At 67.3% G+C, this 19655-nt stretch carries 22 protein-coding genes and 1 tRNA gene; 13 read left to right on the top strand and 10 right to left on the bottom strand.

All coding sequences use genetic code 11. The features are described from left to right. Positions 1-120: 120 nt before the first annotated feature. A complete protein-coding gene (locus DQG15_RS04990) occupies positions 121-357 on the bottom strand; it encodes a DUF1150 family protein (protein WP_116083227.1) in 237 nt (78 codons plus the stop codon). Beyond that, entirely contained in the window at positions 354-794 is a 441-nt protein-coding gene (locus DQG15_RS04995; protein WP_116083229.1) for an Hsp20 family protein, read from the bottom strand. Before DQG15_RS04995 ends, DQG15_RS04990 begins: the two co-directional genes overlap by 4 nt. 190 nt (positions 795-984) lie before the next feature. On the opposite strand from DQG15_RS04995, the gene DQG15_RS05000 reads away from it, so the two are divergent. From DQG15_RS05000 to DQG15_RS05010, 3 genes are all read left to right on the top strand, one after another. Beyond that, on the top strand, positions 985-1203 hold the full coding sequence (locus tag DQG15_RS05000; protein ID WP_116083230.1) for a YdcH family protein: 219 nt from the start codon (positions 985-987) through the stop codon (positions 1201-1203). A gap of 123 nt (positions 1204-1326) precedes the next feature. Continuing rightward, positions 1327-1815, top strand: coding sequence for a 5-(carboxyamino)imidazole ribonucleotide mutase (purE, locus tag DQG15_RS05005; RefSeq protein ID WP_116083232.1), 489 nt, complete (start codon positions 1327-1329; stop codon positions 1813-1815). Next, a complete protein-coding gene (locus DQG15_RS05010) occupies positions 1808-2887 on the top strand; it encodes a 5-(carboxyamino)imidazole ribonucleotide synthase (protein WP_116083234.1) in 1080 nt (359 codons plus the stop codon). The genes purE and DQG15_RS05010 overlap by 8 nt, the downstream gene beginning before the upstream one ends. A 76-nt stretch (positions 2888-2963) precedes the next feature. Here the strand turns inward: DQG15_RS05010 and DQG15_RS05015 are convergent, their stop codons facing one another. Further along, positions 2964-3221 (bottom strand): DUF167 domain-containing protein, encoded by a 258-nt coding sequence (locus tag DQG15_RS05015; protein WP_116083235.1) that lies wholly within the window; start codon positions 3219-3221, stop codon positions 2964-2966. A gap of 54 nt (positions 3222-3275) precedes the next feature. Here DQG15_RS05015 and DQG15_RS05020 point away from each other — a divergent pair, with 54 nt between their 5' ends. The 3 genes from DQG15_RS05020 (at position 3276) to DQG15_RS05030 (ending at position 5754) form a co-directional block, all read left to right on the top strand. Then, the gene (locus tag DQG15_RS05020; RefSeq protein ID WP_116083237.1) at positions 3276-4376 is read left to right on the top strand and encodes a class II histone deacetylase; all 1101 of its coding nucleotides are present in this window, start codon (positions 3276-3278) and stop codon (positions 4374-4376) included. 65 nt (positions 4377-4441) lie between these two features. Further along, positions 4442-5017: a nitroreductase gene (locus tag DQG15_RS05025; protein WP_116083238.1), complete on the top strand. Its 576-nt coding sequence runs from the start codon at positions 4442-4444 to the stop codon at positions 5015-5017. Beyond that, positions 5014-5754 carry an EI24 domain-containing protein gene (locus DQG15_RS05030; RefSeq protein ID WP_116083240.1) on the top strand — a complete coding sequence of 247 codons (741 nt, stop codon included), beginning with the start codon at positions 5014-5016 and terminating at the stop codon, positions 5752-5754. The genes DQG15_RS05025 and DQG15_RS05030 overlap by 4 nt, the downstream gene beginning before the upstream one ends. On the opposite strand, the gene DQG15_RS05035 is transcribed toward DQG15_RS05030, so the two are convergent. Both DQG15_RS05035 and mce read right to left on the bottom strand, forming a co-directional pair. After that, complete coding sequence (locus tag DQG15_RS05035; protein ID WP_116083242.1) at positions 5669-5980, bottom strand: DUF1467 family protein; 312 nt, start codon at positions 5978-5980, stop codon at positions 5669-5671. The genes DQG15_RS05030 and DQG15_RS05035 overlap by 86 nt on opposite strands. After that, positions 5981-6385, bottom strand: a complete 405-nt coding sequence (gene mce / locus DQG15_RS05040; RefSeq protein WP_116083244.1) for a methylmalonyl-CoA epimerase — start codon at positions 6383-6385, stop codon at positions 5981-5983. It abuts the gene before it with no gap. Positions 6386-6559: 174 nt separating this feature from the next. Here mce and DQG15_RS05045 point away from each other — a divergent pair, with 174 nt between their 5' ends. Further along, on the top strand, positions 6560-7252 hold the full coding sequence (locus tag DQG15_RS05045) for a response regulator (protein ID WP_116083245.1): 693 nt from the start codon (positions 6560-6562) through the stop codon (positions 7250-7252). A gap of 18 nt (positions 7253-7270) precedes the next feature. Here DQG15_RS05045 and DQG15_RS05050 read toward each other — a convergent pair whose 3' ends face one another. The 5 genes from DQG15_RS05050 to DQG15_RS05070 all read right to left on the bottom strand — a co-directional run bounded on the left by DQG15_RS05050 (position 7271) and on the right by DQG15_RS05070 (position 13380). Further along, the gene (locus DQG15_RS05050) at positions 7271-8482 is read right to left on the bottom strand and encodes a DUF1501 domain-containing protein (protein WP_116083247.1); all 1212 of its coding nucleotides are present in this window, start codon (positions 8480-8482) and stop codon (positions 7271-7273) included. Between the two features lie 4 nt (positions 8483-8486). Then, a complete protein-coding gene (locus DQG15_RS05055; protein WP_116083755.1) occupies positions 8487-9866 on the bottom strand; it encodes a DUF1800 family protein in 1380 nt (459 codons plus the stop codon). Positions 9867-10132: 266 nt separating this feature from the next. After that, entirely contained in the window at positions 10133-11908 is a 1776-nt protein-coding gene (gene aspS / locus DQG15_RS05060; protein WP_116083249.1) for an aspartate--tRNA ligase, read from the bottom strand. Between the two features lie 96 nt (positions 11909-12004). Continuing rightward, positions 12005-12781: an SseB family protein gene (locus DQG15_RS05065; protein WP_116083250.1), complete on the bottom strand. Its 777-nt coding sequence runs from the start codon at positions 12779-12781 to the stop codon at positions 12005-12007. Further along, positions 12778-13380 (bottom strand): uracil-DNA glycosylase family protein, encoded by a 603-nt coding sequence (locus DQG15_RS05070; RefSeq protein WP_116083756.1) that lies wholly within the window; start codon positions 13378-13380, stop codon positions 12778-12780. Before DQG15_RS05070 ends, DQG15_RS05065 begins: the two co-directional genes overlap by 4 nt. 197 nt (positions 13381-13577) lie before the next feature. Here DQG15_RS05070 and DQG15_RS05075 point away from each other — a divergent pair, with 197 nt between their 5' ends. The 6 genes from DQG15_RS05075 to DQG15_RS05100 all read left to right on the top strand — a co-directional run bounded on the left by DQG15_RS05075 (position 13578) and on the right by DQG15_RS05100 (position 19631). Next, positions 13578-14237, top strand: coding sequence for an ABC transporter ATP-binding protein (locus tag DQG15_RS05075; protein ID WP_116083252.1), 660 nt, complete (start codon positions 13578-13580; stop codon positions 14235-14237). Next, the gene (locus DQG15_RS05080) at positions 14215-15999 is read left to right on the top strand and encodes a capsule biosynthesis protein (protein ID WP_116083254.1); all 1785 of its coding nucleotides are present in this window, start codon (positions 14215-14217) and stop codon (positions 15997-15999) included. Before DQG15_RS05075 ends, DQG15_RS05080 begins: the two co-directional genes overlap by 23 nt. Further along, on the top strand, positions 15996-16841 hold the full coding sequence (gene kdsA / locus DQG15_RS05085) for a 3-deoxy-8-phosphooctulonate synthase (protein WP_116083255.1): 846 nt from the start codon (positions 15996-15998) through the stop codon (positions 16839-16841). Before DQG15_RS05080 ends, kdsA begins: the two co-directional genes overlap by 4 nt. 66 nt (positions 16842-16907) lie before the next feature. Continuing rightward, complete coding sequence (locus DQG15_RS05090; protein WP_116083257.1) at positions 16908-18251, top strand: mechanosensitive ion channel domain-containing protein; 1344 nt, start codon at positions 16908-16910, stop codon at positions 18249-18251. A gap of 61 nt (positions 18252-18312) precedes the next feature. Continuing rightward, a tRNA-Gln gene (locus tag DQG15_RS05095) sits at positions 18313-18387 on the top strand. Positions 18388-19124: 737 nt separating this feature from the next. Beyond that, positions 19125-19631: a MaoC family dehydratase gene (locus DQG15_RS05100; protein WP_116083259.1), complete on the top strand. Its 507-nt coding sequence runs from the start codon at positions 19125-19127 to the stop codon at positions 19629-19631. Positions 19632-19655 lie beyond the last annotated feature (24 nt).

Genomic DNA, 19655 nt, shown 5'->3' on the forward strand with positions numbered 1-19655 from the left:
ACACGCGGACACTCAGGAAGGGCGGGACCAAGGTCCCGCCCTCTCCACGTCACGAGATGCCGCGCACGAAAAAGGGCGCATCGCTGCGCCCCTTTTCCGTCAAAGCTACGGCCTGACCGCCTAGTGAACGCCGACCGGCGCGAGGTCGTTCTGCCGGGCAAGGATGAAGGCAAGGGACTTGTCCTTCACGAGGGCCAGTCGCTCGCCCTCCTCGCTGTGCACGGCATAGAGAGTGGCGATATCGCCGACCTCATTCTGGATGTCCTGCGGTAGCTCGGCGACCGCTACGGGGCGGACATAGACGATCGGCTGGGGGCCGTCGTCGCGATGTGCTTCGAAATCGAACTGCTCGTTCATCTTGTCTTCTCCCCTTTCGAGGCCGCTTTGCCGCCTATGCGGATTGTTTTAACAACACTTTCGGGCGGAACCCGTTCCAGATCGACATGCAACAACCCGTGTTCGAGCGTTGCGCCGGACACCTCCATTCCATCCGCGAGCACGAAGCTGCGATGGAATTGACGTGCGGCGATGCCGCGATGGAGGAAGATGCGGCCCTCGGTGTCGTCCGTTTGCCGACCGTGGATCAGGAGCTGCCTGTCCTCCACGGTGATCGCGATATCCTCCTCGGAGAACCCGGCCACGGCGAGCGTGATGCGATAGCTGCGCTCTCCGGATTGCTCGATATTGTAGGGCGGATAGCCCTCGTTGCCGGACTTCGCCGTCCGCTCGACGAGGCGTTCCAGCTGCTCGAACCCGAGAAGGAACGGGTATGAGCCGAGTGTCGGTTTCGTCATGTCTGCACGTCCTTGCTCAAGCGACCATGCCGTCATCGGCCCCGTTTCGGCGACCGTGACACACATATGGGCCCCGGTCCGCTTGCCTGCAAGATGTTGGGGCGGGCGCCTCAAAAGGCTATGCGGATCCATGGTTCCGGCCTATGATACGGCTCATTCACCACAATTCGCCCCGCCGGGAATCGCCGCCATGAACGCTTTCAACGAAATGGACCCGATCGAGGTCAAGCGCGTGCGGCTGGACGTCCTGCAGCGGGAGCATCGGGAACTCGACGAGGCCATCGCGGCGCTGGAAGGCGGACTGCGGCTGGACACCCTCGCGATCCGCCGTCTCAAGAAGCAGAAGCTGTCCCTCAAGGACCGCATCGCGCATCTCGAAGACCAGATCACCCCCGACATTATCGCCTGAATGCCACATCGCCGGCGGGACTCGCCGCCGGGGTGACGATTTGCGCCTGGCCGCAATTGCCCCCTGACCCGCCCGCGATGTAGATCGGGCCGCGACACGATCCTTTCCTTTTTTGGAGCGAACATGGCCGATCCAGTCGTGGCGATCATCATGGGCAGCCAGTCCGACTGGCCGACGATGAAGGAGGCGGCTCTGATCCTGGAGGAGCTGGACGTTCCGTTCGAGGTGCGCATCGTCTCCGCCCATCGCACACCGGACCGCCTCTGGGACTTCGGCAAGAGTGCCGCGGGGCGTGGCCTCAAGGCGATCGTCGCGGGCGCGGGCGGAGCGGCGCATCTTCCGGGAATGGTCGCATCCAAGACGCGGGTGCCCGTGATCGGCGTTCCGATCCAGACGAAGGCGCTTTCGGGCGTCGATTCGCTTTACTCGATCGTGCAGATGCCGCGCGGCTATCCCGTCGCGACCATGGCCATCGGCGCGGCGGGCGCCGCCAATGCCGGGCTCATGGCCGCCGCCATCCTTGCCAATTCGGATGCCGCGCTGGCCGAGCGGCTGGATCGCTGGCGCGCCGATCTGTCCGCCTCGATCCCGGAGGTTCCGAGCGATGACTGAGATGCTGCCGCAAGGCGCCGTGATCGGCATTCTGGGCGGCGGGCAGCTTGGCCGCATGCTCTCCATCGCGGCCGCCCGGCTCGGGTACCGCACCTGCATCTACGATCCCGCCGGCAATCCGCCCGCCTCCCATGTCGCCAACACGCATGTGAAGGCCGGCTGGGACGATGTCTCGGCTCTTCGCGATTTTGCCGCGGGCTGCGACGTCATCACCTACGAGTTCGAGAACATCCCGGCCGAAGCACTGGACCTCATCGGCGCAGAGACACCGATTTATCCGGGTCGCAAGGCGCTCGAAGTCAGCTCCGACCGGCTGACCGAAAAGCAGTTCCTGGAGGGGCTTGGCCTCGCCGTCGCGCCCCATGCGCCGGTGCAGGACGCCAGGTCCCTGCGGGAGGCCATCGCAGAGATCGGCTCGCCCGCGATCCTCAAGACCCGGCGCCTCGGCTATGACGGCAAGGGGCAGGCGCGGATCGACCGGCCGGAGGCGGCGGAACCCGCGCTTGAAGAGCTCGCCGGCGTGCCCGCCATCCTCGAAGGCTTCGTGAAGTTCGCCTGCGAGATCAGCGTGATCGCCGCCCGCGGGGCGGATGGACAGGTGAGCTGTTTCGATCCGGGGATGAACGTTCACCGCAATGGCATCCTGCACGAGACAACGGTACCGGCCCCCATCGCGTCCCGCCTGAATACCGATGCCGTGATCCTGGCGGGCCGGATCCTGAACGCGCTCGATTATGTCGGTGTCCTCGGGGTGGAGCTCTTCGTCACCGCGGACGGCCTCGTCGTGAACGAGATCGCGCCGCGGGTCCACAATTCGGGACACTGGACGCAGAACGGCTGCGCGGTGGACCAGTTCGAACAGCACATCCGGGCCATAGCGGGTTGGCCGCTCGGCGACGGGTCCCGCCATTCGGACGTGGTGATGGAGAACCTGATCGGGGACGACGTGGGCCGCCTGCCCGCAATGGCGGCGGAGACGGGCGCCGCGCTTCACCTTTATGGCAAGGCGGAAGCCCGCCCGGGGCGCAAGATGGGCCATGTGAACCGGGTGACCCCCATCCGCAAGGCGTGAGGCGCACGGGCCGGTAGAGGGTATGCCCTGCCCCTTCGGCGTCCCTCGGAGGATTGCGCTGAAAGACTAGCGGGCCTCAGGGCTCGATCCGAAACGTCTTGTCCCGCGCGGAGTGGCCTCGCTCGAGGGTCAGGCGCGACTTCGGGAGCCCCAGGGCGCGGGCGAGAAGCTTCTGAACGGCCTTGTTCGCCTGCCCGTCCGCTGGCGGAGCGGTGACGCGGATCGCGAGCCCCGCATCCGTCTCGGCGACGCTCTCGGCCGAGGCGCCCGGTGTGACGCGGACGCTCAGCTCCGTGCCGGTTTCGGCGAGATGTGACAGCGCGCCCTTCTTCATCTTTCCCCTCTCCCGCGATCCGCCTAGGTTCGGCCCTCTCATGAGGAGGCGCGCATGGCGACCGGATTCTTCACCGACGAACGCTGTTTCTGGCACGGCGGCGGCAATTACGCGATGAACCTGCCGGTGGGCGGCTATGTCCAGCCCCTTCCCGGCGGTCTGCCCGAGAATCCGGAGACGAAACGGCGCCTGAAGAACCTCGTCGAGGTGACGGGCCTTGCGCGGCAGCTCGACGTGCGGACCGCCGAGCCCGCGACGGAGGAGGAGCTGCGCCGGGTCCATCCCGACTCCTACCTGTCGCGGTTCCGCGAGCTGTCGGGTCAGGGCGGCGGCGAGCTGGGATTGCGGGCGCCCTTCGGGCCGGGAGGCTACGAGATCGCCGCTCTTTCCGCCGGGCTTGCGCGGGATGCGGTCCTGTCCGTGCTGCGGGGGGAACTGGAAAACGCCTATGCCCTGTCCCGCCCGCCGGGGCATCACTGCCTGCCGGACTGGCCCAACGGGTTCTGCCTTCTCGCCAACATCGCCATCGCTGTCGAGGCGGCGCAGGCCGAGGGCCTCGCGGGCCGGGTCGCGGTGATCGACTGGGACGTGCATCACGGCAACGGAACCGAGGCGATCTATTACGACCGGGCGGACGTCCTCTCGATCTCCCTGCATCAGGAGCGGAACTATCCCGTCGACACGGGCAGCTTCGAGATGCGCGGTGAGGGGGAGGGCCTCGGCGCGAACATCAACGTGCCGCTCCCCGCCGGGACCGGGCATGTCGGGTATCTTCATGCGATGGAACGGATCGTCCTTCCGGCCCTTCGCCGCTTCGAGCCCGATGCCATCGTGGTCGCCTGCGGGTACGATGCCGCGCTGATCGACCCCCTCGGGCGGATGATGGCGACGGCCGGGACCTTCTCGGAGATGACCGGAATGGTGATGGAGGCGGCGCGGGACCTCTGCGGCGGGCGGCTGACGCTGGTCCACGAGGGTGGGTACTCGGAGGTCTACGTCCCCTTCTGCGGTCATGCAGTCCTGGAGCGGCTCTCCGGCACTGACGTCCACGCGCCCGATCCCCTGGCGCAGACCTTCGCCGCCCGGCAACCCGGCCCGGCCTTCGACCGCTTCGTCGAGGGGCAGATCGCCGAGATGGCCGAGGCGCTTTTCTGAGCCGCCCCTTGCGCGGCGGGCGGCTTTGACGGACACCTGCGCCCCGACCGAAGAGGAGCGCTCCCATGCCCGACCCAAGCCCCGCCGCGATGGACTTCCTCCTGACGCGCCGGTCCCGCCCCGCCAAGACGCTGGAGGCGCCCTACCCCGATCAGGCGACGCTGGAGACCCTGCTCACCGCCGCCGCACGCACCCCCGATCACGGCGCCCTCGTGCCGTGGCGGTTCGTCGTGCTCGGCAAGGGCGCGCTGGAGCGGTTGGCGGCGCTGGCGGGGACCCGCGGAACGGCCCTCGATCTGCCCGAACGCGATCTCGGCAAGGGCGTCTCCCAGTTCGCGGACAGCGGCTGCGCCGTCGCGGTGATCGGATCGCCGAAAGAAAGCGCCAAGGTGCCCCAGATCGAGCAGACCCTGTCCGTCGGGGCGGCCTGCTACGGCCTTCTGTCGGCCGCGCTCGCCTCCGGATGGGGGGCGAACTGGCTCACCGGCTGGCCCGCCCATGACGCTGAGTTCGGCCGCGAGGGCCTCTCCCTCGGCGAAGAAGAGTACGTCGCCGCCTTCATTCATATCGGCACCGAGACCGCCGCGCCGCCGGAGCGCCCCCGTCCTGACCTTTCCGATATCGTGACGTTCCTGCCATGATCCTCGCCGACTTCGGCAAGGCCCTGGCGCAGATGGTGGATCCCCGCTTCCTGCGGGTTCTCCTCCTCGGCCTCGGCCTGACGCTCCTTCTTCTCGCCGGGCTTTACGGGCTGACCTTCTGGCTCGTGGGCTGGCTCGTCCCCGAAGCGATCTCGCTTCCCTATTTCGGCGAGATCTCCTGGGTGGACGACGCAGCATCGGTCGCCTCGTTGCTTCTCATGCTGGTCCTGTCCGTCTTCCTGATGGTGCCGGTCGCCTCGGCCTTTACCGGGCTGTTCCTCGAGGACGTGGCGGAGGCCGTCGAGGCGGAGCATTATCCCGGCCTGCCTCCCGCCGACGGGCTGCCCTGGGGAGAGGCGCTGGTGGACAGCGCCCAGTTCCTCGTCCTCATCGTCGCGGTGAACGCGGTAGCACTGACGCTCTACTTCTTCGTCGGGCCGCTTGCGCCCTTCCTCTTCTGGGCGGTGAACGGCTTCCTGCTGGGACGGGAGTACTTCTCCATGGTCGCCATGCGCCGGCTCGGGCGCTCAGGCGCGCGGGCGGCGCGGCATCGTCACCGGCTGAAGATCTGGGGCGCCGGAGCGTTGATGGCAGCCCCCCTGTCGATCCCGGTTGTGAACCTCTTCATTCCGATCCTGGGGGCCGCGACCTTCACCCACCTGTTTCATCGCTGGGAGGGGCAAGCGGCGCGCCGTTCGGACCGAACCGCTTATAGAGATCGAAATCGTCGAGCGTGACGTAGTCCGTCACGATGAAAAACACCGACAGCAGCCAGAGCGGAATGGTGATGGCCGTGACGATGAGCGCGGTGCGTCCCACGCGGAAATCCTCGGGGGCGGACTTGTGCGTTCCGGGCACCAGCGCCCCGACGTCCCCTTGGGTCTTCAACCGCACCGGTAGCACCAGGAACAGGACGAGGAACCACAGGACCGCGAGCACCACGAAGACAGATGCGATGGACATTCAGACTTCCTCCAGTTCGATGAGCGTGCCGCTGAAATCCTTCGGGTGAAGGAAGAGCACTGGCTTTCCGTGGGCGCCGGCCTTCGGCGTGCCGTCTCCGAGAACGCGCGCGCCTGTCGCCACGAGACGATCCCGCGCGGCTCCGATATCCGCGACCTCGTAGCAGATATGGTGGAGGCCACCCGAAGGCGAGGCCTCCAGGAAGCGTGCGATCGGGCTCTCCTCGCCAAGGGGCTCCATGAGCTCGATCTTGGTGTTGGGCAGCGTGACGAAGACGACCCGTACACCGTGGTCCGGCAAGGTCAGCGGCGCGCCCGCATCCGCGCCGAGCGCGCCGCGATACTGCTCCGTCGCGGCGGCGAGATCCGGCACGGCGATGGCGACGTGGTTGAGGCGGCCGATCATGGGCGGTCTCCGAGGCGTCTAGGCTGCCCCCTGCTATGAAAGCGCCAGAGCCTCATCGCAAGGGGCACCCCCCGCGACAGATTCTCCGGCGGCCTTTACTCCGTATTAGGGGATTTCACCGCTCAATCGGGTTGCAAGCCAGAAACAGCAACCAACCCAGGAACGGGGGACACCATGAACGACTTCGAGATCATCAACACCGCACCGAAGCGAACCGCGGACCGACCGCTTGCCGGACTGACGATCATGACGGTGGAGGACAGCCGACTTGCCAGCGAGGTCCTGCGCTGTCTCTGCCTCAAGAGCGGCGCCCGGCTTCGGCGCGCGGATTGCGTGGCCTCGGCGCGCCGCCATCTCGCGGTCTATCGGCCGAGCGCGATGATCATCGATATCGGCCTGCCGGATGGCTCCGGCCTCGATCTGGTGCGGGAGCTGTCGAGGGCCGAACCGCGCATTCCGGCGATCATCGCCACCAGCGGGGATGACCTGGCCGAAGCCAGCGCGCTGGAGGCCGGAGCGGATGCCTTCATGCCCAAGCCGATCTTCGGCCTCGCGGCCTTTCAGCAGACGATCCTGCGCTACCTGCCGATCTCCTCGCCCGACATGTCGGTCCGAGCCGTATCGAGCGAGATCGTCAAGCCGGATCTCACGAGCCTTCAGGAGGACCTGCTGCACGCCCAGGAGGTCGCTCGATCGGGGGAGACCGAAGGGGCACGACTCGAGTACCTGACGCAGTTCCTCGCCTCCCTCGGCCGCGCTGCGGACGACCCCCATATCAGCGCCACGGCGATCGACCTCGAAGGGAGCTGTCAGGAGGTCTTTGCCGCGCGGATCGGCGCCCTGGCACGGGAGCGGCTGGCCCTCTGAGGCGAAGGGATCTGCGCGTCAGAGGATGACCCTGTCCGTCCCGGCCATGTCGAGGCCGGGAAAGACCGCGCTTTCAAGCACGGTCCGATCGAGCCCGAAGAGGCCCTCCATCGCGCTTGCGGCGAAGGCGCGGACATCACCTGTCGGCATCAGGTCCCGACGATCGTAGAGGTCCCCTTCGGACAGCCCCGGCCACGCTCCGAAGGCCGTCCCGCCCCGGACCGCCCCTCCGGCCATGAGCATCGCGCCGCCGGTTCCGTGATCCGTGCCGCCCGACCCGTTCTCCCGCGCGGTGCGGCCGAACTCGGTCATCGCGAGGACCGCCGTCTTGCCCCAGATCTCGCCAAGGCCGACCTGCAGAACCTCGATCACGTCGCTAAGCTGCGTGAGCGCCTTGTCGATGCCGCCGATCTGCTTGTTGTGCGTGTCCCATCCCGTCAGCGAGAAGGCCGCGACGCGGGTGTCCCTGCGCAGACGATCCGCGGTGAACCGGGCGAGATCGGCATGGTTGCCGGCACTCATCGACGTCATCCCGGACATCTCCTCCATCTCCTCGGCATCGAGGTCGGTCCCCTCGGAGGCCGCGAGACTCTCCGTCAGCGCGATCGCCTCCCGCACGGAACTGCCGAAAAGGGGATCGCTCGCATAGAGACGATTGAGGAGGCGCTCTGCCTGCGGCGTCAGGGTCAGCCGCTGCTCGGGGGCCCAGTTCGCCACCTGGGCGTCCCCCGTCAGCAGGAGCATGTCGTCCCGCCCGACGGCAAAGGCGGTTTCCGCCTCCATCCCCGGCACGACCTGCAGCATACGGTTGAGCCAGCCGTCCCGCGCGCGCGGGGCGCCCGGAACGAAGCCCGTCCCGGCTTCTAGGAGGTCCTGCCCGTCGAAATGGCTGCGCTTGTCGCGATAGGGCGTGGAGACGGCATGGGCGAAGGCCAGCTCGCCCTTCTCCCAGAGCGGCACGAGGCGGGAAAGCGCGGGATGGAGCGCCCAGAAATCGGAAATGGGAACACCCGGAACGGCGGCGAGAAGGCCGGGACGCAACTCGGCATAATGCGGATCGCCGACGGGCCGGATGGCGTCGAGCCCGTCCATCGCGCCGCGCAGGATGACGACGACGAGGCGGGCATCCCACGGCGCGCTCGCGAGGGCGACGGGGGAAATGAGGGGGCTCGCTGCCGCGGAGCAGCCGAGCGCCGCACCTCGCAGGAGAAGGGAGCGTCTGTCGATCATGTCCTCATCTCCTCTGGAAATCGGGGGAGCAGATGACGAGCGCGACCCCGTCCTCCACCGTCTCCGCGGCATGGGCCGCGAAGATCGTCTCCTCGGACGCGATTGTCCCAAGGGCATGGGTCAGGAAGTCCCGCGGGTCCGGCAGCTCGATCTCGAGCTTCCGCGTCAGATCCATCGCCCAGGTGATCCGCGCCGCAAGGCCTTGCGGGGTGATCCAGCGCTCCGCCGCCTCCGGCCAGCCATCGGGACCGAGCGGGCGTTGCCACGGCTGCCCCATCGCGGCGAGCGGCCGAAAGAGGAGGCGGCGCACCCGGGGCGCATCGAGCGCCGTCAGGCGGGCGCCGTCCAGTCCGAGTGCGCGGAAGGCCGAGGTCATGAGCCCGAAGGGCAGCTTCGCCTTCTGAAGGGGGCCCTCCTGCGCCGACGGATGCTCCAGAAGCGCCTCGTAAACGGTCATCAGCTCGCCGCCCGTATCCGCCCAGCGCGCAGCCATGTGATCGACGAGCGCCGGGTCCGGCACATCAGAAACGAAGTGGACCGCGAGCTTGCGCGCCATGTGCCGGGCCGTCTCGGGATGAACAGACAGGTCTTCGAGAACGGCGTGGATGTCCTCCAGCTTCGGATCGCGACGCCCGTAAGATCGGCCGACCACCGTTTCGGGCCCCGGCTCGCCGTAATCCACGAAGAACCGGAAGCCGTTCTCGAGGTTGCCGCCGAGCCCGGCGAGGAGTTCGGCGAGCTGGCGCACGTCCCCCTGATCGTAGCCCGCGCCGACGCCCAGCGTATGCAGCTCCAGAAGCTCGCGCGCGAGGTTCTCGTTCATCCCGTTCATCTGGTTGCCGCGCCTCGCTTTGACCGAATTCGGGCCGACCGAGCGGTTCTGATCGAGGTAGAGGAGCATGACGGGATGCTGGATGACGGCGCGCAGCATGTCCGCGAACCGTCCCTGAAGATGGGGCCTGATGGCCGATTCGATGTAGGGCGCGACCGCGTAGTCCCCGAGGCCACCCATCCCGAGAACGGTGAAATGGTCCTGCCAGAACTGCACCAGCCGCTCGCGGAACGGGTCGGCAGTGTCCATGGCGCGGGCAAAGGTCGCGGCGGCCATCCCGGCGTGAAGATCGCGCAGGGCGTCCCGCCGTGCGCGCATCGCACGGTCCAGCTCCTCCTCGCGATCCGGCTCGTCCCGTTTCTGGCGCACGAGCGTGCGGATCGCGTGAACTTCGGCCTCGATATGGCCGGAGCGCGGGATCGGATGCAGCGCGGCCATGTCGTCCGGCCCGGCGAGCGGACGCAGGAGCGCTTCGGGAGAGGTCGGCGGACGGTGCGTCGGGCCGAGACCTGTGCCGAAGCGGATCGCGGCGATCTCTGGCTGGAACGTCACGGGATGGGTACGCCTCGGGCAGGTTGGATCGGACGGAGTCTCGCCGATCCGGCCTGCCCGATCCAGCCGCACCGCCCCGGCGCCGCGCACGATCGAGTGATACCGCGCCGCTTCGGTCCTCGCGGCCGTGGCGCGCTGCACTTCAGGCCGCGGACTGGCGCCGAAGGTCCGCCCGGAGGGTTAGCGCAAAGCGTCAAGATCCGGCGAGATGCAAGCGATGCGGCGGCCCCCGGGATCTCCCGCAGGACGCCATATCGCCGGTCGCCTCACTCCCGCGGCAGAACCCGCAGGGACAATTCGCGGAGCTGCTCGCCCGCCGGCTCGGACGGCGCGCCCATCATCAGGTCCTCGGCGCGCTGGTTCATCGGGAACATGATGACCTCGCGGATATTCTCCTCGCCCGCCAGCAACATGACGATCCGGTCGATGCCGGCCGCGCAGCCACCGTGGGGCGGGGCGCCGAAGCGGAACGCGTTGACCATGCCGCCGAAGCGCTTGCGCACCTCGTCCTCGCCGTAGCCGGCAAGCTCGAACGCCTTGAACATGATCTCCGGACGGTGGTTCCGGATCGCACCCGAGATCAGCTCGTAGCCGTTGCAGGCGAGGTCGTACTGGTACCCGAGCACCTTCAGCGGATCGCCCTCCAGCGCCTCCATCCCGCCCTGCGGCATGGAGAAGGGGTTGTGGGAGAAATCGACGCGACCCGTCTCCTCGTCCTTCTCGTACATCGGGAAGTCGACGATCCAGGCGAACGCGAAGCGATTCTGATCGGTCAGGCCCAGCTCGTCGCCGATGGTGGTACGCGCCTTTCCGGCCACACGCTCGAACTCCTCCGGACGACCGCCGAGGAAGAACGCGGCATCGCCCTTACCGAGACCGAGCTGCTGACGGATGGCCTCGGTCCGCTCGGGGCCGATGTTCTTCGCCAGCGGGCCGGCCGCCTCGAGGCCGTTCTCGCCGTCGCGCCAGAAGATGTACCCCATCCCCGGCAGGCCCTCCTTCTGCGCAAACGCGTTCATCCGGTCGCAGAACTTGCGGGAGCCGCCGCCGGGCGCGGGGATGGCGCGGATCTCGGTGCCGTCCTGCTCGAGGATCTTGGCGAAGATCGCGAAGCCCGAGCCCGCGAAGTGCTCGGACACGCGCTCCATCTTGATCGGGTTGCGCAGGTCGGGCTTGTCGGTGCCGTACCAGAGGGCCGCGTCGGCATAGGAGATCTGCGGCCAGACATCGTCGACCTTGGCCCCCTCGCCGAACTCCTCGAACACGCCCTGAACGACCGGCTGGATCGCCGCGAAGACGTCCTCCTGCGTGACGAAGGACATCTCCATGTCCAGCTGGTAGAAATCGGTGGGCGAGCGGTCGGCGCGCGGGTCCTCGTCGCGGAAGCAGGGCGCGATCTGGAAGTACTTGTCGAAGCCGGACACCATGATCAGCTGCTTGAACTGCTGCGGGGCCTGCGGAAGCGCGTAGAACTTGCCCGGATGCAGGCGGGAGGGGACGAGAAAGTCCCGCGCGCCCTCGGGCGAGGAGGCCGTGATGATCGGCGTCTGGTACTCGCGGAACGACTGGTCCCACATCCGCCTGCGGATCGAGGAGACCACGTCCGACCGGAGCGTCATGTTCTTCTGCATCACCGCGCGGCGCAGGTCGAGGTAGCGATAGCGCAGGCGCGTTTCCTCGGGGTATTCCTGATCGCCGAAGACGATGAGTGGCAGCTCCTCCGAGGCGCCGAGAACTTCCATGTCCCGGGCATAGACCTCGATCTCGCCGGTCGGCAGCTTGGAGTTCACGAGGCTCTCGTCCCGCGCCTTCACCTCGCCGTCGATCCGGATGCACCATTCGGAGCGCAGCTTCTCGATGTCCTTGAAGACCGGGCTGTCGGAATCCGCGAGGACCTGCGTCGTGCCGTAATGGTCGCGCAGGTCGATGAAGAGGACGCCGCCGTGATCCCGGATGCGATGGACCCACCCGGCGAGACGGACGGTCTGTCCGACATGCTCCTTGCGGAGATCGGCGCAGGTCATCGAGCGGTAAGGATGCATGGGGGCGAGCCTTTCGGGGCGGTGGCATGAAAATGTCCGCGCCGATACACCCCGCGCCGTCCCCCATGTCAAGCGAGGGAGGACGGACGGGCGCCCCTAGCGCAGGCGCGGCGGCGCGTCTGGGTCGCTTCCGGGGGCCGCGCGCACCGGTGTTTCGGCTTTCGGCAGGTCGAAGCGCAGGCCGACCCGGGCCAGCCTGGCCGCCACTGGATCGGACGCGCGGAAGAAGGCGACGTCGAGCGCGCCCGCCTCGATCCCCGAGAAGGTCAGCGCCTCGCCGGTCGCGCGGGCGAGCGACGGCTCCGCCCCCGGCACGACGCCCACGAACGCCAGAAGGTGCCCCCTCGCCCCGCCCTCGTAGGTGACGGCCGCGAGGTAGGCCATGGGGGCGAGGCCGGCGGCGGTCGCCAGCTTGGCGTCCAGCGCGGTCAGCAGCGCCTCCGGCAGGCCGGTGGGCGCCGAGATCTCGTCCGGCCGGGCCGCCGCTTCGGAGGGGCGGTGAGCCAGGGTTTCGGAAAGCCAGCTCACAGCAGAGGCCGGCAGGAGGGTGGAGGACGGCGCGACCTCGAGGTTCAGCCCAAGGCCCAGCCCCTGCCCCGCGAGAAGCTCGGACAGCGAGCGCCCCGACATCCCGGCATAGGGCGACGGCCCGGCAAATGCGGCCAGCCGTTCCTCCCGATCAAAGGCGAGGACGACCGGCCCGTCCTCCAGCGGAAAGACGCGAGGCTCGATCGCGTCCCCGTCTGCCTCCTTCTCGAGGAGGAGGAACAGTTCCGCATCCGCCAGCCGCTCGTAGAAACGGAGCCGTGCGGCATCGTCCTGCGGCGCGCTCTCCATGGCCGCATGGGCCGCATCGATTGCCGTCGCGCTCATGAGATCGCCTTTCCAACCTGCGCCCGGAGCTCGGGCAAAACGTCCGCCTCGAACCACGGATTGCGTTTCAGCCACGCGGTATTGCGCCAGGACGGGTGCGGCAAGGGGAAGATCCCGCGCGGCGCAAGCTCCTCCCATTTCGCGACCGTCTTCGTCACCCCGCCGGCGGCCAGCGGACCGAGGTGCCATTTCTGCGCGTAGCCCCCGATCAGTACGGTCAGGCGGAACGGCCCGGCATAATCGAGCGCGTCCTGCCGCCACGTCTCGGCGCAGACCTTCGGCGGCGGCAGGTCCCCGCCTTTCGCGTCGTAGCCTGGAAAGCAAAAGCCCATCGGAATGATGGCGACGCGTTTGCGGTCATAGAACGTGGCCTCGTCCAGCCCCAGCCAATCGCGGAGACGGTCCCCGGAGCGATCCCAGAACGGCTTGTTGGCCTTGTGAACGCGCATCCCCGGCGCCTGCGACGCAATGAGCAGACGTGCCTCGTTGCGGAACCACACGACGGGATTGGGACGATGCGCGGAGGCCGTCGCGGCGAAGCGATCGGCGCAGATCGTGCAGGCGCCGAGGCGCTCCGGAAGAGGGCGTGGATCGTTCATCGCCGCCATGAGCTAGGCCCGGCCCCGAGCCCCGGCAAGGGACGGCGGGCCCGCCGCGGTGTCGCCAGAATCCGGCGATCTTCGGTCAGATTACCTCACTTTGACGACATAATGCCGCCGAAAAGGCCCGTGATCCTTTACAGACTGGAAGCGCCCCATGATGCATGGTGGCCCCACACGGCCGCGGCGGACGCCCCATGATCGAGTTCACCAATGTCAGCAAATCGTTCTGGACGGGCCAGCGCCGCAAGGTGATCCTCGACCGGGCGAACCTGCGCGTCGAACTGGGCCACTCGATCGGCATCCTTGCTCCCAACGGCACCGGTAAGACCACGCTGATCAACATGATGGCGGGGCTGGAGAAGCCGGACGAGGGGCAGATCACCCGCACCAGCCGCATCTCCTTCCCGCTCGGCTTCATGGGCGGTGTCGTCACCAAGCATACCGGCCGGGAGAACGCCCGCTACATCGCCCGTCTGTACCGGCTTGACCCGGATTACGTCGAAGCCTTCAGCCGCTGGCTCTGCGGGTTGGAGGAGTATTACGACCAGCCGATGGGCACCTACAGCGCGGGAATGAGGTCACGGTTCTGCTTCTCGCTCATGCTGGCGCTGGACTTTGACATCTACCTGATCGACGAGGGGATGCCGCATACCACCGACGTGGAGTTCAACCGCAAGGCGGGATCCATCCTGCGCGAACGGCTGAAGAGCACGACGGTGGTGATCGTATCGCACCAGCCAGAGACGCTGGAGAAATTCGCCCGCTCCGCCGCCGTCCTCCGCAACGGCAAGCTGCACATGTTCGACACCCTCGAAGAGGCCAAGGCACTCTATGACTACCAAGGCCAGGGCTAGGAAATACCGCCTGAGGCGCGGAGAGGCGCTGGCCGAAGGCGTTGTCCCGGCGGCTCAGCGCGCGTCCGTGGCCGAGGCCGAACGGGTGTCGGCGGCGCAGCCGGCCGAGGCAGTGACCGCGGCCAAGGCCGCCGTCCAGCCGTCGGACGCCATGGCCGAGGCGGCGGCGCAGCCCCGCGCGCAGGCGGTCGAGGAGTTGCGGACCGGGACGGACGGCGCGGCGCCTGCCAGTTCTGGGCCCCGCTCCGGCAGCCGCAGCGCATTCTCCGGCGAGATCACGGACGCGGCCGAGATGGCCAGCGAGGTGGACATCGCCTCGATCCGCCGCGAGGGGCTGACGGGTCGGCAGCTGCGCATGGCGCGACGTGTCGCCCACAAGCACGGCCTTGCGCCGACCTCCGATTTCGATGCCGTCCGGCTCCTTCGCGCCAGGGGGATCGACCCGTTCCAGCGCGCCAACATGCTCGAACTGGTCGTGCCGGAGGCGAAAACGCCCGCGACGTCGCAAGGCACGTCGCTTGAGGCGGCTAGCGGCGGCCTGCCGGCGACGGTCCCGCAGCATGGCCCGCCGGCCGTGGTCGAGCCGTCATCGAATCCGCTCCGCCTGCCCGAGGAGAGCGCCGCCGAGATCTGGAAGATCCAGCGCGATATCGGCCGCCGCCGTCGCCGCAAGTCGCTCCTTCTCATGGTGCGGCTCGCCTTCTTCGTGCTGCTGCCGACCATCCTCGCCGGCTGGTACTACAACGTCATGGCGACGCCGCTCTACGCCACCAAGTCCGAATTCGTGATCCAGCAGGCCGAAGCGCAGGGCGCCATGGGCCTCGGCGGGCTGTTCCAGGGCACCGGCCTCGCCGTTCAGCAGGATTCGACCACGGTGCAATCCTACCTCCAGTCGCGGGACGCGATGCTGCGGCTGGACCGGGATCTCGGCTTCCGCGCCCATTTCAGCCAGGACTGGATCGACCCGCTCCAGCGGCTGGAGCCGGGCGCCTCGATGGAAGACGCGTACGGGATCTACCAGAAGAACGTGAAAGTCGGGTTCGACCCGTCCGAGGGCATCCTCAAGATGGAGGTGATCGCGGCCACGCCGGAGGCCTCTCAATCCTTCTCCGAAGCGCTGATCGGCTATGCCGAGGAACAGGTGGACCAGCTGACCTCCCGCCTCAGGGACGACCAGATGGCCGGCGCGAGGGAGAGTTTCGAGGAAGCCGAGGAACGGGTGCAGGAGGCGCAGAACCGCGTCTTGGACCTACAGGAACGCCTCGGCGTGCTCGATCCGGTCTCCGAAAGCAGCTCGCTCATGTCGCAGATCACGCAATTCGAGCTGGAGCTGAACCAGAAGAAGCTGCAGCTCGACCAGTTCCTCTCGACGTCCAGCCCCAACGAGGCGCGCGTCGCCGCCGTCCGCGGGGAGATCGCGCGGCTCGAGGAGCTGATCGCACGGCTGCGCTCCTCGATGACGCAAGGCGCCTCGGGCGGCGCGTCCCTCGCGCGGATCACAGGCGAGCTGCGCATTGCGGAGGCGGATCTCGCGACCCGGCAGCTTCTGCTCCAGCAGGCCGCGCAGCAGATGGAGGGCGCCCGCATCGAGGCCAACCGCCAGGTCCGCTACATGGCGATGGGCGTGGCCCCGGTGGCCCCCGACGAGGCGACCTATCCCAGAGGCTTCGAGAATACGCTCCTCGCCTTCTTCATCTTCTCCGGCATCTATCTTCTCGTCTCGCTCACCGCCTCGGTGCTGCGCGAACAGGTAACGGCATGACCCCACAAAAATCCGTCGATCTCGGCGCCGGCATAAGCTGCGGCAACGATCTTCCGCTCACCATCATCGCTGGCCCCTGTCAGCTCGAAGGGCTGGACCACGCCTTGGCCATCGCCGAGACGATGGCGGAGGCCTGCGCCGCGGCAGGCGCGTCCTTCGTCTTCAAGGCGTCCTACGACAAGGCCAACCGCACCTCGCTCTCAGGCCGCCGCGGGCCCGGTCTCGAGGACGGCCTCGCCCAGCTTGCCGCGGTGCGCGAGCGGATCGGCTGCCCCGTCCTCACGGACATCCACGCGCCCGATCAGTGCGCCGCCGCCGCCGATGCGGTGGACATCCTCCAGATCCCCGCCTTCCTGTGCCGCCAGACCGATCTGCTTCTGGCGGCCGGGCAGACCGGCGCCGCGATCAACGTCAAGAAGGGTCAGTTCCTCGCGCCCTGGGACATGGAGAACGTCGCCGCGAAGATTGCCTCCACCGGCAACGAGCGGATCCTCCTCACCGAGCGCGGCGTCTCTTTCGGGTACAACGCACTGGTGACGGACATGCGCGGCCTGCCGACCATGGCGAAAACCGGCTGGCCGGTGGTGATGGACGCGACCCACGCCGTGCAGCAGCCCGGCGGCCTCGGTGGTGCCTCCGGCGGGCAGCGCGAATTCGCGCCTGTCCTCGCGCGGGCAGCGGTCTCGCTCGGCATCGCGGCGGTCTTCATCGAGACCCATCCCGACCCGGACACCGCGCCCTCCGACGGCCCCAACATGATCCCGCTGGACCGGATGGCGGAGCTCGTGGCCACCCTGATGCGCTTCGACGCGATCGCCAAGGAAGAGCCGGCCCGCATCTGAGGCGCTGGCGCGGCGGGCGACGGGCGTCTACGCTTGGCCGGTCCCGCCCCCTGCCCCGGCCGTCCCATGCGCTTCCTCGTCCTTCTCCTCGCCCTTCTTCTGCCGCTGCCCCTCGCGGCGCAGACGACGACGCCGGGCAACACGATCACCGTCGAAAGCGGATCTGCAAACGACGACGCCATCGCAACCCGCATCCGCGGCATCCTCGGGCAACTGGACGGGTACGACGACGTCCGCATCGACGTCAGCAACGGCATCGTCACGCTCGGCGGCACGGTGCTGGATGCATCCCGGTCCGCCCGCGTGGAAGAGATCGCGAACAGAGTCGAGGGCGTCGTCGCCATCCAGAACGATCTGGTCGCGAGCACCGATCTGGGCGAGCGGCTGAACCCGGCGCTCGAACGCTTCCAGGACCGGACCCAGCAGCTCATCGCCTTCGGCCCGCTCCTGCTCGTCGCACTCTGCATCGCCGCCGCCATCGTCGCGCTCGGTCTCTTTCTCGGAACGCGCAGGCAGCCCTGGGACCGCATCGCTCCCAATGCCTTCATCGCCGACATCTACCGGATGATCCTGCGGCTGGTCTTCTGCATTGTCGCCCTCGTGACGGCGCTCGACATCCTCAACGCAACGGCCCTTCTGGGCACGATCCTCGGGGCGGCGGGCATCGTCGGCCTCGCGTTCGGCTTTGCGGTGAAGGATACGGTGGAGAACTTCATCGCTTCGATCATGCTGTCGATCCGGCAGCCGTTCCGGCCCAACGACCTGATCGAGATCGACGGAGACCTCGGCAAGGTGATCCGCCTGACGAGCCGCGCGACGATCCTGCTGTCGCTCGACGGCAACCAGATCCGCCTGCCCAACGCGACCGTCTTCAAAAGCCGCATCGTGAACTACACGCGCAACAAGGAGCGGCGCTTCTCCTTCGAGGTCGGCGTCGCCGGGGATGCCGATCTGGCCGCTATGCGCACCCTCGCCGAGGAGACGGTGGGTGCCCTGCCCTTCACGCTGAGGCAGCCCCCGCCGCTCGCCTGGATCGAGCGGATCGGGGACGGCGCCGTCTTCCTCATCATCACCGGGTGGATCGACCAGGAAGTGACCTCCTACGCCCGCGCGCGCGGTGAGGCGCTGCGCCACGTGAAGGCCGCGATCGAAGCGGCGGGGGTCGAGGTTCCGGACACGACGTACCGCGTCCAGCTTCTGGGCAACGCACTCCAGGTGAGCGAGTCGAACGAGGACGCGCCCGCACCCGCGCCGGCGCCTCCGCCCGCCGAATCCACCGCGCCGCGCCGGCCGGACACCATGCTCGATCCGGTCGCCGTCGAGGACGCCGCGCTCGAGCGGATCGTCGATGCCGAACGGGCCGATACCGGCCGGAACGACCTGCTCAGTCACGACGCCAAGGAAGAGTGATTTTTGCCCCGCCACACCCTTGCAGCCCGCGCAACTGGACGCTAGAACGCCCGCCACCTGCTGGGGTGTAGCCAAGTGGTAAGGCAGCGGTTTTTGGTACCGTGTACCGTAGGTTCGAATCCTACCACCCCAGCCATTAGTGTCTTTCCTATACATTCGAATAACTTGCACGATCCGATCCGGGCGCGTCCGTAACAGTCGCCTGGCCTAATCAGGCGGAACACCGTGACCGCGATTCGACGGTCACGAAGATGCCCGGCAGGGTGATCCGCCGGGCATTGTGCCGTGTTGATGAGCGGGTCAGGCCGAACGCTAGTCGCGGATCATCTCTCTCAAGAGCATGTCGGCCAGCATGGGCTGCGACATGCTGCCAAGGTGCCTCGTTGTCGCTTCGCCGAGCGCGGCAACTCTCTACTGTCCGAAGACAGCAACCATCAGGTCGTTATAAGCGTCGTCAAACCGTGCACGGGTCGTGGTCGTAGCTCCGCTTTTGCCACGAACGCAATATGGCCGAACACGTGGCTTAATATTCTCGATAGAAATCGCCCCATCCATTTGGACGACACTGTCGCCACTGGATTGATCCCAGGTTATCGAAAACACCGGCTGCTTCTTGCGCCTGCCGTTCTTGAGCGAAATGCCGCGAACGCCCGTTTCAGATGCCGATATGGCCTCAGCTTCGCAGGGCTCGGACCAATCCACGGTCTTCCTCGCGCTCCGCCCAAAATCCGAACTGCACTAATCGGAACGCCTACTTCCACTCCTGACCTGTTTTTAAGCGTCATCGTACGGGTCGGCGCACATTTTTAAAGTCGTTGACAGATAGACAGTTGTCCGTATTGTCCGTACATACTAACAAAGTTGGAGGAAAGCATGCGGCAGGTCGGACCAAACCGGTTCAGAGGCGAAATCGGTCTTTATTTCGAGGACTTCGAAGTGGGGCACGTCTACGAGCATCGCCCCGGCCGCACGCTGACGGATCAGGACAATATCCAGTTCTCGCTCATGACGATGAACTACCACCCCATGCATTGCGACGCGCACTTCGCCTCGCAGAGCGAGTTTGGAAAGCTGCTGATCAACTCCGGCTTAACGGTTGCTACCGTGCTCGGCATGTCCGTGCCCGAGGTGTCCGGCAAGGCCATCGCCAACCTCGGTTGGGAGGAGATCAAGCTCATGGCCCCGGTCTTCGCTGGCGACACGATCTACGCCGAAAGCGAAGTCTTGGAAAAGCGAGAGAGCCGCTCGCGCCCCGGACAGGGCATCGTCAAGGTGCGTACCCTCGGCAAGAAGCATGATGACACCGTCTTCATGAGCTTCGAGCGCAGCGCGCTCATCAAGAGTCGCGCTGCCGACGCGGAGACCCCCACGAACTACTGACATAGCAGGCGGCCGTATCCAGCC

Origin of the sequence: Tropicimonas sp. IMCC34011 (assembly GCF_003390865.1) — a bacterium.
Lineage (GTDB): Bacteria > Pseudomonadota > Alphaproteobacteria > Rhodobacterales > Rhodobacteraceae > Tropicimonas_B.